General features: G+C 43.4%; 14 protein-coding genes and 1 tRNA gene. 9 read left to right on the top strand and 6 right to left on the bottom strand.

Features of this window, described 5'->3' with window-relative positions:
* Positions 1-228 (top strand): type II secretion system F family protein (locus Q0389_RS01940; protein ID WP_298691078.1); only part of this gene is annotated, 228 nt, incomplete at its 5' end.
* 8 nt (positions 229-236) lie between these two features.
* Here Q0389_RS01940 and Q0389_RS01935 read toward each other — a convergent pair.
* Both Q0389_RS01935 and fliW read right to left on the bottom strand, forming a co-directional pair.
* A complete protein-coding gene (locus Q0389_RS01935) occupies positions 237-2,315 on the bottom strand; it encodes an ATP-dependent helicase (RefSeq protein ID WP_298691076.1) in 2,079 nt (692 codons plus the stop codon).
* A gap of 25 nt (positions 2,316-2,340) precedes the next feature.
* Positions 2,341-2,736 (bottom strand): flagellar assembly protein FliW, encoded by a 396-nt coding sequence (gene fliW / locus Q0389_RS01930; protein ID WP_298691074.1) that lies wholly within the window; start codon positions 2,734-2,736, stop codon positions 2,341-2,343.
* 113 nt (positions 2,737-2,849) lie between these two features.
* Between fliW and Q0389_RS01925 the strand changes: the two genes are divergently transcribed.
* On the top strand, positions 2,850-5,468 hold the full coding sequence (locus tag Q0389_RS01925) for a valine--tRNA ligase (RefSeq protein ID WP_298691072.1): 2,619 nt from the start codon (positions 2,850-2,852) through the stop codon (positions 5,466-5,468).
* Positions 5,469-5,475: 7 nt separating this feature from the next.
* Positions 5,476-5,877, top strand: coding sequence for a hypothetical protein (locus Q0389_RS01920; protein ID WP_298691070.1), 402 nt, complete (start codon positions 5,476-5,478; stop codon positions 5,875-5,877).
* Here the strand turns inward: Q0389_RS01920 and Q0389_RS01915 are convergent, their stop codons facing one another.
* A complete protein-coding gene (locus Q0389_RS01915) occupies positions 5,878-6,444 on the bottom strand; it encodes a YceI family protein (RefSeq protein WP_298691067.1) in 567 nt (188 codons plus the stop codon).
* A gap of 170 nt (positions 6,445-6,614) precedes the next feature.
* Here Q0389_RS01915 and pyrF point away from each other — a divergent pair, with 170 nt between their 5' ends.
* From pyrF to Q0389_RS01890, 5 genes are all read left to right on the top strand, one after another.
* Positions 6,615-7,298, top strand: coding sequence for an orotidine-5'-phosphate decarboxylase (gene pyrF, locus Q0389_RS01910; RefSeq protein ID WP_298691065.1), 684 nt, complete (start codon positions 6,615-6,617; stop codon positions 7,296-7,298).
* Between the two features lie 69 nt (positions 7,299-7,367).
* Positions 7,368-8,090, top strand: a complete 723-nt coding sequence (locus tag Q0389_RS01905; protein WP_298691063.1) for a hypothetical protein — start codon at positions 7,368-7,370, stop codon at positions 8,088-8,090.
* Between the two features lie 50 nt (positions 8,091-8,140).
* Positions 8,141-8,287, top strand: a complete 147-nt coding sequence (locus tag Q0389_RS01900; protein WP_298691061.1) for a hypothetical protein — start codon at positions 8,141-8,143, stop codon at positions 8,285-8,287.
* A gap of 66 nt (positions 8,288-8,353) precedes the next feature.
* Positions 8,354-8,444: transfer RNA gene (locus Q0389_RS01895), tRNA-Ser, on the top strand.
* A gap of 166 nt (positions 8,445-8,610) precedes the next feature.
* Positions 8,611-9,141, top strand: a complete 531-nt coding sequence (locus Q0389_RS01890) for a hypothetical protein (protein WP_298691059.1) — start codon at positions 8,611-8,613, stop codon at positions 9,139-9,141.
* Here the strand turns inward: Q0389_RS01890 and Q0389_RS01885 are convergent, their stop codons facing one another.
* Positions 9,142-9,771, bottom strand: a complete 630-nt coding sequence (locus Q0389_RS01885; protein ID WP_298691057.1) for a hypothetical protein — start codon at positions 9,769-9,771, stop codon at positions 9,142-9,144.
* 113 nt (positions 9,772-9,884) lie between these two features.
* Here Q0389_RS01885 and galU point away from each other — a divergent pair, with 113 nt between their 5' ends.
* Positions 9,885-10,703: a UTP--glucose-1-phosphate uridylyltransferase GalU gene (galU, locus tag Q0389_RS01880; RefSeq protein ID WP_298691055.1), complete on the top strand. Its 819-nt coding sequence runs from the start codon at positions 9,885-9,887 to the stop codon at positions 10,701-10,703.
* Here galU and Q0389_RS01875 read toward each other — a convergent pair.
* Both Q0389_RS01875 and Q0389_RS01870 read right to left on the bottom strand, forming a co-directional pair.
* Positions 10,698-12,269: an N-acetylmuramoyl-L-alanine amidase gene (locus tag Q0389_RS01875; protein ID WP_298691054.1), complete on the bottom strand. Its 1,572-nt coding sequence runs from the start codon at positions 12,267-12,269 to the stop codon at positions 10,698-10,700. The two genes, galU and Q0389_RS01875, sit on opposite strands and share 6 nt — an antisense overlap.
* An 8-nt stretch (positions 12,270-12,277) precedes the next feature.
* The coding region (locus Q0389_RS01870) for a hypothetical protein (RefSeq protein WP_298691080.1) at positions 12,278-12,372 on the bottom strand (95 nt) is incomplete at its 5' end.

Below are 12,372 nucleotides of genomic sequence, written 5' to 3'. Positions count from 1 at the left end.
ATGATCATCCAAATGATCTCCGCCGGAGAATCGAGCGGTCAGCTTGATGCGATGATGCAAAAGGTCATGGAATACTATAAAATGCGTTTTGATGCCATCATCGACGGTCTCTCCGAAGCAATTGAACCGATCATGCTACTAATTATCGCGTGTATGGTCGTCTTGTTAGCTTTGGGGATTTTCTTGCCGATGTGGGAAATGGGGAACGCCGTACAAGGCCGCCGTTAAGAAGAGGGTCAAACCTCTTCGAGCAAACCTTTAGCCACAAGGGTTGTATAAGTCTCATCTTTAGGGATCAGACCGGTTTCAAATAAAAATTGGGATGGGACAAAATTGGTTTTTTTGATTTTGTCATATTTGGCATAACTGAGAAATAATCGATCTTTCGCCCGAGTAACCGAAACATAAAAGAGTCGTCGTTCTTCTTCGATACTGCCGCTACGACTCATCAATTTTCTGTTAGGAAATCGTCCATCCATCAAGTCAATGACATAGACTTCTTTGTACTCTAACCCTTTCGAAGCATGAATGCTGAGAAGATGAACCCCCTCTCCTTGTGTCAGATCCTGGGATCCCAAAACCATGGCATTTAAAAATCGTTCATGATCTTTATACGGGCGTGAAAGCTCAAATAAAAGTGTCAGTTTTCGTCGAATCCGTTCTTGCGATTCGGTTTTTAGCCGTTCGTCGATGGAGCCGTTTTCCATTGTCGCCCGACGATGTGAGAGGTGTTCGATCACGTGAGCATAAAGAGCCGAAAGAGCTATTTTTTGCACGGCTGCCTTCGGCTCTTTTATATCCCGCAGTTGCCTGAAGAGAATAAATAAATCGTGTAGAAAGGTAGCCGAATCTTTCGATAATTTAGCATGCTTTAAAATCGGATTACCCATAAAATTAGGATCAAATCCCAGCTTGGCAAATCGTCCCGCACTTCCGAGCTCGGCAAAATCGTCAAACAATCCCAACTGATGATTCAAACGCCGTTTTTCAAAAGGGTTTGAAATTGCGATATCCGGTGAATACAATCCCCGGATAAAAGAACCGTTCCCTAATTTTTGAAGTGCGACAAAGAGCTCTTTTGCAATTGCACTTCCGACCCCTTTGGCATAATCGAAGAGATGAATAAACGCCATCATATCCGACTCATTCACCAATAAAGTGTACATATCCAATAATGCTTTGATCTCTTTAGAATCAAAAAAACTGGTTCCCCCTCTCCTACGGCACGGTATTCCCATTTCGCGCAAAGTTGCTTCAATGCCGTCAGCTGATGCATTATTACGAAAAATAACCGCTATTTCTTCTCTCTCAGTCGATGAATCGCCAATCATTTGAGCAATCCCGTGATATTGATCAAACAGTTCATCGTAAATTAATAATGCCGGACTTTGGGCATCTCCCGTACGCGTCACTTCAAGGGCTTTAGGATAAATCCGCTCGTTGTAAGCGATAACGGTATTTGCCAATGTCAATATCGGCACTGTGGAGCGGTAATTTTTATTAAGAGTATATACTTTGGCATCCCCATAATTTTTACTAAAAGAACCAATAATAGAAATATCCGCTCCGTTAAACGCGTAAATACTCTGATCATAGTCTCCGACGCAAAAAAGTGACGGTGGACGCATCGCATTGATAAGGGTACCTTGAAGCGCGTTAGTATCCTGATATTCATCAATTAGCACTTCTTTGTAACCTAAATCGCTCTGATGAGCCAGCTCCCTCATTTGCAGTAACAGATCATTGAAATTGACAAAACCGTACTCTTTTTTTAATGCTTCAAATTCATCGATAATATCGGCATAAATAGCTGCGTATACGGCATGCTCATCCTGTCGGGCTTTGATCCACTCTTCGAAATTGACCACTAGTTCCGTATTTTGATAAAAAGAATACACATCATATAAATAATTGGCCCCATACGCGGATGTAGAACAATCGATGTGGCTGAATGTCCGTTTTTCATACACACTTCGGAACAGCGTTTTCAGTTCACGTTGCTGTTTTAATACCACTTTGCCGTCTTTACGTTTAAGCCATCGATAACTTACGGCATGAAATGTCCCCGCATCGATTTTGGAAGCGATCTCACGCCCGAAAAATATGGCAACGCGATCAACCATCTCCTGCGCAGCCTTGTTGGTAAACGTGAGTAACAAAATCTCTTCAGGTTTGACATTTTTGGAAATCAAATGCGCAATACGGCCTACAATCGTAGAGGTTTTTCCCGTACCGGCTGAAGCAATAATAAGATTGTGTCCATACGGAGCGGTTGCAGCAGTATATTGTTGCTCATTGAGGCGTGAAAGTGGCAAGAGGCTCCTTAAAGCCCCCAATGTTTCAGGAGGCGGATCGTGCTTTAAATTTTTTAATCGGTTCTGCTAAACCGAAATCAGGATGATACTGTACATCCAATACCGCTTGAGCCATAGTCGCATTGTCCTGATTGAAAATAAGCGGAGCGGTGAAGTTGATATACGTTTCGTCGAGCGGGTCTTGAATAACGGCGACATTATATACCAGTACGTTGGATTTTTCATTAATATCCAATAGTACTCTAATAGCCGTCGGAAGATCGAATGAATATTCTCTTAAAAGATAAGGATTGACAAGCGTGAAACTGACGTCACCTCCGCGAACACTTTTCAGCGTGGAGAACAACTCATCGACCTCTTTTAATTCGACACGATCCACTTGTTCGAATCCAAGTATCATCGATTTTACTTCATATTGCATCGTTATCCTTTAGCAGTATTTAATATAAAAAAGACAAAGCAAAAAACGTTCCTCTGAATTTCAAACCAGGTTTTGGTATAATTCGCGATATTTTTTGAACCCAAGGCCTTCTTATGTCAGCACCCCATTATGATCCCAAAAATATTGAAGAAACCTATTACCCTATATGGGAAAATCGGGGTTATTTTGAAGTAGACGGAAACAAGACTATCATTAAACCGAATAAACACTTTGCGATTATGCTTCCACCTCCCAATGTTACCGGTTCACTTCATATAGGTCATGCATTAAACCATACCCTTATCGATATCATCACCCGATACAAACGGATGGATGGATATAAAACCCTCTGGCAACCGGGGACCGGTCATGCCGGTATTGCGACCCAAAACGTCGTTGAAAAACAGCTCCTTGCCGAAGGAAAGACCAAAGAAGAGTTAGGTCGTGAAGCCTTTTTGGAACGGGTCTGGAAATGGAAAGAGCATAGCGGCGGAACAATCGTGGGACAGATGCGTAAACTTGGCGTTTCACCTGCCTGGAGCCGCGAACGCTTTACGATGGATGAGGGGCTAAAATCTTCGGTTAAAGAGGCATTTGTCCACCTCTATAATCAAAACTTCATCGTTCGCGGAAACTACATGGTCAACTGGTGTACCCATGACGGTGCTCTGAGCGATATCGAAGTAGAACACGAAGAGCACCAAGGCAACTTCTACCATATGCGATATCCGTTCAGCGACGGCAGCGGTCATATCGTGGTCGCTACCACCCGTCCCGAAACCTATTTCGGCGATACGGCAGTAATGGTTCATCCTGATGATGAGCGCTACCTCCATCTCATCGGCAAAAGCGTAACCCTACCTTTGATCAACCGCGAGATTAAGATCATCGCAGATGCTCATGTCGACCGCGAATTCGGAACGGGTGTCGTTAAAGTCACCCCGGCTCATGATACCAACGACTACGAAGTGGGCAAACGTCATGATTTGGAATTCATTACCGTATTCGATGAGAAAGGTATCTTGAACCATCATGCGGGTGAATTTGAAGGGCTAGAACGTCTTGAAGCCCGTTCAGTCATCGTCAAGCGCCTTGAAGAAGCCGGATTTATTGAAAAAATCGAAGAACATACCCATCAGGTAGGACATTGTTACCGCTGTAAAAATATCGTCGAGCCTTACATCTCCAAACAGTGGTTCGTACGTAAAGAGGTAGCCAAAAAGTCGATCGAAAAAACTAATGCCGGACTGGCGCAATTCTTCCCGGCACACTGGATCAACAGTTATAACGCATGGATGGGGGACCTCCGCGACTGGTGTATCTCACGCCAGCTTTGGTGGGGACACCGTATTCCGGTATTTTACTGTGATGACTGCGGTCATGAATGGGCCAGCCTTGAAGAACATCCTTCGTCCTGTCCGCATTGTTCGAGCCAATCCTTTACCCAAGATCCCGATGTCCTCGATACATGGTTCAGTTCTGCACTCTGGCCGTTCTCAACTCTGGGATGGGGTAACGGTGCTGCGGCGGACGGAAAACTCTTCACCAGCGAAGACATGGCCTGTTTTTATCCGAATACCCTTCTCATCACCGGCTTCGATATTCTGTTCTTCTGGGTCGCACGGATGATGATGATGGGAGAAAGTTTTACGGGAGAATTGCCGTTTAATCATATCTATCTCCATGCATTGGTACGGGATGAAAACGGACAAAAAATGTCCAAATCCAAAGGCAACGTCATCGATCCGCTCGATATGGTCGAAAAATACAGTGCCGACGCACTCCGTTTTACACTCGCCGTTCTCGCCGCGCAAGGGCGTGACATCCGTCTAAGTAATGACCGGTTGGAACAAAGCCGCAACTTTACCAACAAACTCTTCAATGCCTCTAAATTCCTCCAAATGAATGTACCGACATTCAAAGATTTGACTGAACAGAAAGTTGTAACTCCATTAGGGCGTTATATGCTGAGCCGTTTCCATCGTGCTACGGCAGAGACCAGAGCCTTTTTGGACGAATACCGTTTCAACGATGCAGCAACGGTACTGTATCGCTTTTTGTGGAATGAATTCTGCGACTGGGGTATTGAGCTGGGGAAAGCGTCCAAAGAGAGCGTTAATGAACTCGGAAGCATTTTCAAAGAATCGATGAAACTCCTCCATCCGTTTATGCCGTTCATCACCGAATACTTATATCACGAGCTTTCCGGGACATCTCTCGAAGAGGGCAATTCGATTATGATTATGGCATACCCTGAAAATACTCAAACCGATGAAGCGATCGAATCGGAATTTTCTATTATCATGGATGCCATTATCACTATCCGACGTGCGAAGACTTTGGTCGATTTAGGGAACCAAAAAATCGATCTGGCTTATCTCAAATGCAGCGGTCACCATGCTATGATGTCCCCTTTTATCACCCGTCTGGCAAAAGTCGAAACTCTACATTTCACAGAGTCAAAAATCGACAATGCCATCAGTGATATCGGGGAAGCGGTCGAGGTTTATCTCCCTACCGATGCGATTGACCTCAGCCCGATTATCGATCGTTTGAGCAAACAACGTGAAAAACTTCAAAAAGAGGCAGATAAATTGCGCGGGATGCTCTCCAATGAACGCTTTGTCGCTAATGCCCCGGAAGCGGTCATCATCCAAAATCGTGAAGGACTGGCCGATGCCGAAGATAAAGTATCCAAAATCAATGCGCAGCTCAGTGCGTTAGGAAACTGATTTTTCCATGCAGTTTCGTGAGCTATCCCTTTCCGAGATACAGGAGGGGTATTCACTTCTTTTAACCTTACGACCCGAACTGACGCCAGAAACTTTCGATCATTTTATCGCTTCGCAATATCCTAAAGACTACCGACCTATCGGTGCTTATGAACGGGGAAACTTACGTATTTATGCAGGAGTCAGTATCCGTGAAAATCTGGAACTCGGTCGCCATTTGATCGTCGACGATTTTATAGCGATGGAGACCTACGAACATTTAACTCTGGAAATGGTCGACTATTTAAACGATTACGCGAAAATGCATAAATGTATCTCTATAATTATATGGGGAAAACAAAGAGGACTTTCGATTAATGACCTGCGAGGATTCCGCCCCAAACGGGACGGTTTTATCAAAATGCTTTAATTATTCTTCGATACCTTCGACCTCGACCACGAGTTTAATCTCGTCTCCGACAACAACACCGCCGGCTTCGATCGCTTTATTCCAATTAAGCCCGAAATCTTTACGGTTGATCGAACCTGTCAAGACGAATCCTGAACGCATATTGCCCCATGGGTCTTCTACGACACCGCCCATATCGATATCCATAACCACTTTTTTGGTGATACCGTGAATCGTCAGGTTCCCCGTCATTTTATCTTTGGTTGCACTTGTCATCGTAAACGTTATATCCGGAAATTTAACCGCATCGAAAAAATCGGCACTGCGTAAATGGTCATCGCGTTTTGCAATTCCCGTATCGATAGATGCCGTTTTAATTTGTCCGCTTAACGCTTTAAACTGTCCTTTATCAAGATCATACGTTCCGGTAAAAGTATTAAACTTTCCCGTCACCGTACTAATCATCATATGTTTCACTTTAAAACCGACATTGGTGTGTGAAGGGTCAACCTTGTACACCGATGCATACAATGCACCTGAACCGATCAACAAACCTGCCATTAACGTCGCGATTAAATTCTTTTTCATCGTTTTTCCTTTGTTGGTTACTCTGGAAATATTGTAAGCTGTTTTTCTCAATGAATTATTAACGTAACATAAATGGGTATTTTTTTAAGATTGGCGACAGTACCCCGTCTAAACCCTTTCAAAACTTCCCTGCGTTATACTTTTACTATTCTTTACAACAAAGGCTCATTATGCAATTATGTGTCGCCCTTGATCTCCCGAGTCAAGAAGAAAATCTCGACCTAGTCCGGAAGATAAAAAATTATCCGCTCTGGCTAAAAGTAGGACTTCGATCGTATATCCGTGACGGTAAACCGTTTATCGATGCTATAAAATCGATCAATCCCGACTTTAAAATCTTTCTTGACCTTAAACTCTACGATATTCCGAATACAATGGCTGATGCGGCAGAGTCGATCATGGGACTAGGAGTAGATATGTTCAATGTCCATGCTTCGGCAGGACGTAAAGCGATGCGTGAAGTGATGCAGAGGCTTGTGCCGTATGAACAACGCCCGCTTGTCCTAGCCGTAACGGCACTCACCTCTTTTGAAGAGAATGAATTTAACCATGTCTATAATACCCCGATTGCCGCAAAAGCAGACCGTTTCGCACTAGATGCCCATGAAGCCGGGTTGGACGGTGTCGTATGCAGTGCGTATGAGAGCGCCTCGATAAAAGCTTTGACTTCCAAAGAATTTATCACTCTTTCCCCCGGTATCCGTCCATTCGGCGAAGATGCCGGAGATCAGGAACGTGTAGCCACCATAGAGACGGCACGTGCTGAACAAGTCGATTTCATCGTTGTCGGACGCCCGATTTACAAAGCTCAAAATCCTGCAGAAGTGGTGGAAAAAATACTCAAAACTCTTTAATTAGTACGTAATACCGTTGTAATCACTTTGACCTAAACTTCCGTATATTCTCTGCGGAGGTCTATCCTGATGAAAAAACTTTTACTTCTTCTTCCTGTCGGTTTATTAGCTGCAACCGGTTTTTTTTGGATGGCTTTAAATCCGGCATCTTCTACAACAAAAAACGTTGCTGCCGAGAGTCATACACCGCGAACGTCTGCAGAACTTTTTTCGGATAGCGAGCGGTTACTACGACAAATCGTCCGGCACGGTGACGAGCAATCGATTCAGCCTCTCGAAATGTCCCTCGATCAAATCTCAATTGAGTTGGATACACGTAAAAAGCAAGGTATAAGTGTCGATAAGATCGAAACGTTGCTTGCAGATTATAAAAAACAGAGTGTCCAACTCAATCAAAAATTTGCCCCGTATATGAAAACGCTTCGTCAAAAGAGCCTTTTCCAACAGCAGCATGAACACTCTTTTATCGCATCTCTTGAACAGATCGGGTTGTATGAATTGAAAACGGGCTATGACGATCTTGAGAAATTACGCACCGCTTATATCAAAGAACCTTCGGAACAATCTTATGCGGCATATGCAACCAAAGAAAAAGAGATTCGACAGATTATCAGCGAACTCTATCTCGACAGTGTGATCGAGACCCCTCTTTTTACCTATCTCGACAACCATAAAGCGTATTTTGATACGGTATCAAAAGCGTATAACGACTTGGGGTACCAACACATTTATCAATTACGCCAAAATGGTTATGCTATAAAAATGGAATTACAGCTCTTACCTACTCTCTAATTTTGGAATATTCCTTGCTTAAGTGTTATAAATCACTGCGAGGAGTCCTTATGAAATTTATCGAAAGAATTGACGTAATCGTCAAACTCAAAGAAAAAATCGCCGAAGCCCAAGCTACAAATAGTGCATTGGCTGCACAACTACAATCCCTTTTGGATCAAATTCTCTCGAATCCGCAAAACTCTCCGGCAATTTAACGTTTGCAAGCATCTTTTTAAGGTGCTTGTTATCTACTGCTACGTATAATTACGCCCTCTTACAATGGACAGATGGGTGAGTTGGCTGAAACCACCTCCCTGCTAAGGAGACGTACTGGCAACGGTACCGAGGGTTCGAATCCCTCTCTGTCCGCCACCACCTTTAAACTTCCCTATTTTCAATATATTCAAAAATTTTTAATGTTCCCATACCCTATTAAAAATAACCATCCATTATAATCACAACATAACTCTTTTTTACATAGCGTTATTTTATAATGAACTATCATTTTTTTATCTTTATTCGAAGAAAGGAAAAAGCCATGTCCACTTTAATAACATTATTCATTTTCTTAGTAATCGGATATGTGATCGTAAGTATCGTTTCTCGCAAACAGCGTGAACTGGCCGAAAAAGAAAGTCGCCAACGTGATCAGTTTATACAAGAGAGCCAATTAATCCTCAAAGAACAATTACCTTCTTCCCCGCACAAAAATCCATCTACAACACGCCCTCCGACTGTAACCCAAGAGCATATAAAACAAGTTATCAACTATTTTTTGGAACATGGGTATAAAGTAGGAGATATCGAACATTTTGAAGGTATCGATATGATCGGAATCAAGGAAAAAGAGTTGTTATTGGTACGTTGCGAGAGTTCTTTGAAAGAAATTAGACAACAGGATTTGAAAGAGTACATAGCAGACTGTACGGTCTATCTTGACAAAAATCCTATGTTTCATAACCGTACAGTGCACCGCGTATATGCGACGACTTCCCCAATGAGTGTCGAAGCACTCGATTACGCGCGATCGCATACCTCATCGATCCGCATCCTCGAGAATCTTGCCTAATCAGTTACGGTCATGCCCTTGTCCGTTTCCATGTCCTTTGTCGTTATGTTTATCATTTTTCGGTCCACGTTCATCATATCGTTCTTCATGTTTTGAAATTTTTTTACCGCGATAATGTTCATCGATTTTATTATAGTGCTCTCCTCCGCGCCGACGTTCTATAACTTCATCAGGGCTGATACGGTGATAGTCTGAAATAAATCGGGTATTGACCAGATCAACGATTTCAACATCGCGCAATCGATGTTTTTTGTCTTTATACCCATATGCGACACCGTATGGAGGACCGTAATTTCTACGACTGTCGATCACATAAATCGTGCGCGGATCAAGACCTAATCGAAGCGTAATATCCCACCAACTAATTCCGCGATGACGTAAATCGGAAATGTATCGTGCATCCCGATGAGATCTCTGCGCTAAAAAATAGACGACACTCATCTCGTCTCTGGGGATAGTACGTTCGATAACAACGACTTCTTCAACCGGAACATGATAATAGTCTCCGATCGAGAAAGTAAAACCGCTAATCCCTTTATCCGATCCCGATATGCCGATATCAAACTGCGATGCGTTAAGCGACACACAGATCGAGCCGATCATTACGGCAAGTCTTATCCTGTTATTCATATATACTCTCCTTTTTTTAGATTTTACTTCACTTTATGTCATTCAACGGTAAATGACGTAAACGTTCTGTTAACAAACTGTGATAAAATATCATTAATAATGAAGGAGTATCGATGATCAAAAAATGTCTTTTCCCTGCGGCAGGGTACGGAACCCGTTTTTTACCCGCAACGAAAGCTATGCCTAAAGAAATGCTTCCGGTTCTAACCAAACCGCTTATCCAATACGGCGTTGAAGAAGCAGTCGAAGCAGGCATGCACACGATGGCAATCGTCACAGGAAGAGGAAAACGGGCACTGGAAGATCATTTTGATATCAGCTACGAATTGGAACACCAAATCAAAGGTTCTGCAAAAGAACATTACCTCAACGAGATACGTGCGCTAATCGACCAATGTACCTTTTCTTACACCCGCCAAAACGAAATGAAAGGCTTGGGACATGCGATATTAACCGGCGAGACCCTGATCGGAAACGAACCGTTCGCCGTTATTTTGGCGGATGACTTATGTGATGGCGGAGAAATCGGTGTCCTAAAACAAATGGCGGCATTGTATGCCAAATACAAATGTTCGATCGTAGCAATCGAAGAAATCGATCCTAGCCAAACCAATCGTTACGGGATTATTGAAGGAAAAGAGATCGAAGAAGGGGTCTATATGATTTCCAATATGGTCGAAAAGCCTGATCCGGCAGTTGCTCCCAGCAATCTTGCTATCATCGGACGTTACATTCTCACCCCCGATATCTTTCGGATTATCGAAAATACTCCCGCAGGGAAAGGTGGAGAGATTCAAATTACCGATGCATTGATGACTCAAGCACAAAACGGGATGGTCTTAGCCTATAAATTTAAAGGGAAACGTTTTGACTGCGGAAGCGTCGAAGGGTTTGTCGAAGCTACCAATTATTTTTATGAAAAACTTTTATAACGCGTTATTCGTAAAATAACGCCCTACTCCGTCAACCAGTCCATCAACCATCCAACGCTGATATTTTTCATCGGCGATACGTGCCGCCTCTTCCGGATGGCTGATATAGCCTATTTCCACCAAGACTGCCGGCATCTGTGCCCCGACAAGTACCCAAAAAGGGGCTTCACGTACGCCGTTATCATGGACGCCCGGAAATTGTTTGCGTAAACTTCCCAAAATCCCTTTTTGCAAATCGATGCCCAGCTTATTCGACGCAATAATTTTTTCTTTGTTCAAGAAACTGAGGAAACTCAATTTACCGTATTGTCCCATTTCCCCCATATCTTCAGAGTTTTCCAAAGCAGCGACACGCATCGAGCGCTCACTACGCGTCGGCGAGAGAAAATAGGTTTCTAACCCCTGGGCACTCCCGGGATCTGAGGTTTTAGGAATCGAATTGGCATGGATAGAGATAAACAAGTCGGCATTTTTGTCATTGGCAAATTTAGTACGGTCTTTGAGCTCGATAAACGTATCGTTATTACGAGTCATATGTACCGTATACCCCATCGTTCGAAGTTTATCGGCAAGTTGATTTCCCACTTCCAATACAATGTCTTTTTCCATATACCCGTTTCCAACGGCACCGCTGTCTTTTCCTCCGTGCCCGGGATCGATTACAATGATCTTTTTACTTCTGTCCCTCGGGGTAACCGTAATAAGAGGAGGAAGTGCCGCGATTAGTGGAGCTTCTGGAGTCTCAGCTTTCGGAGTAGCCGCTAAAGGAGGAGTTGTTTTGGGCGGTTCCAGTGAAAGATCGACATATACGGATGAACCTCTGGTCGAAGGTTTGATAGCGATGGCTGCTGAATGCTCAAATACGAGCCGAACCGTTTTAGCATCAAACTGTGCCATTTTAATCCGATTGATATTTTGATGTTCGAGCGTTTGACTTTTTGAAAGTGTTGCCGAATCAATATCGACAATATAGCGGAACCGTTGTTTGTCCGCTTCGATAATCTTGGACATCCGAATCTCTTCAGATTTGATCGGCGTATCAAATATCAATTCCAATCCACTGTCTTTCCATCGTGCATCCAACAAACGATGGCGCATCGTCATTGAAATATCATCATGACGTACTGAAGGCTCCGGTTTGATCAACTTTTCAGGTTCAGGTGTCGCAAATTTTCCGGCAATAAGGGCCGGTTTAAAAGTTTTATCATAAATGACGGAAGGAACCGTACTCTCTTCTACAGAAGACTCGGCAACCGGTATCGATGCCGAATCGCTTTTTTTGGCCGTGAATTTGATTTTGGCCAAATCGGATTTGTATTTACTGACATCAATACCTAATTTTTCCCCTCCGCTGACGATCCCCTCCAGCGCATCGTTGGCCGTTTCGGTATCTTTTTCCAACATGGCCCGCAGATAGATGGTTTTGCATTCGTTATAGCCTCTAAATTGCTCGATTTCATCACTGCTTTGCAACGCTTTTTTCGCCGCTTCCAAACGGGCAGTGTTGTTGGCAGCTATAACCGGCATCAACAATAAAAAGAGTAAAAGGAGAATACGAGTCAGCACGTACGGACTTACTCCCCTTGCGTCAATTTTTCCATCAATTCTTTGACGGAGATAATTTTATCGATTCGATAGCCGTTACTGCCGGAAAAGAACAGTCCCAATT

Origin of the sequence: uncultured Sulfuricurvum sp., assembly GCF_937936435.1 — a bacterium.
GTDB lineage: Bacteria > Campylobacterota > Campylobacteria > Campylobacterales > Sulfurimonadaceae > Sulfuricurvum.
Note: the sequence above shows the minus strand (reverse complement) of the source record. Positions and strands in the feature narration are given on the sequence as shown.

Coding starts and splice junctions, on each gene's coding strand:
- fliW (WP_298691074.1), bottom strand. CDS start 2,736: ATGCAATATGAAGTAAAATCGATGATACTTGGATTCGAACAAGTGGAT.
- Q0389_RS01925 (WP_298691072.1), top strand. CDS start 2,850: ATGTCAGCACCCCATTATGATCCCAAAAATATTGAAGAAACCTATTAC.
- Q0389_RS01920 (WP_298691070.1), top strand. CDS start 5,476: ATGCAGTTTCGTGAGCTATCCCTTTCCGAGATACAGGAGGGGTATTCA.
- Q0389_RS01915 (WP_298691067.1), bottom strand. CDS start 6,444: ATGAAAAAGAATTTAATCGCGACGTTAATGGCAGGTTTGTTGATCGGT.
- pyrF (WP_298691065.1), top strand. CDS start 6,615: ATGCAATTATGTGTCGCCCTTGATCTCCCGAGTCAAGAAGAAAATCTC.
- Q0389_RS01905 (WP_298691063.1), top strand. CDS start 7,368: ATGAAAAAACTTTTACTTCTTCTTCCTGTCGGTTTATTAGCTGCAACC.
- Q0389_RS01900 (WP_298691061.1), top strand. CDS start 8,141: ATGAAATTTATCGAAAGAATTGACGTAATCGTCAAACTCAAAGAAAAA.
- Q0389_RS01890 (WP_298691059.1), top strand. CDS start 8,611: ATGTCCACTTTAATAACATTATTCATTTTCTTAGTAATCGGATATGTG.
- Q0389_RS01885 (WP_298691057.1), bottom strand. CDS start 9,771: ATGAATAACAGGATAAGACTTGCCGTAATGATCGGCTCGATCTGTGTG.
- galU (WP_298691055.1), top strand. CDS start 9,885: ATGATCAAAAAATGTCTTTTCCCTGCGGCAGGGTACGGAACCCGTTTT.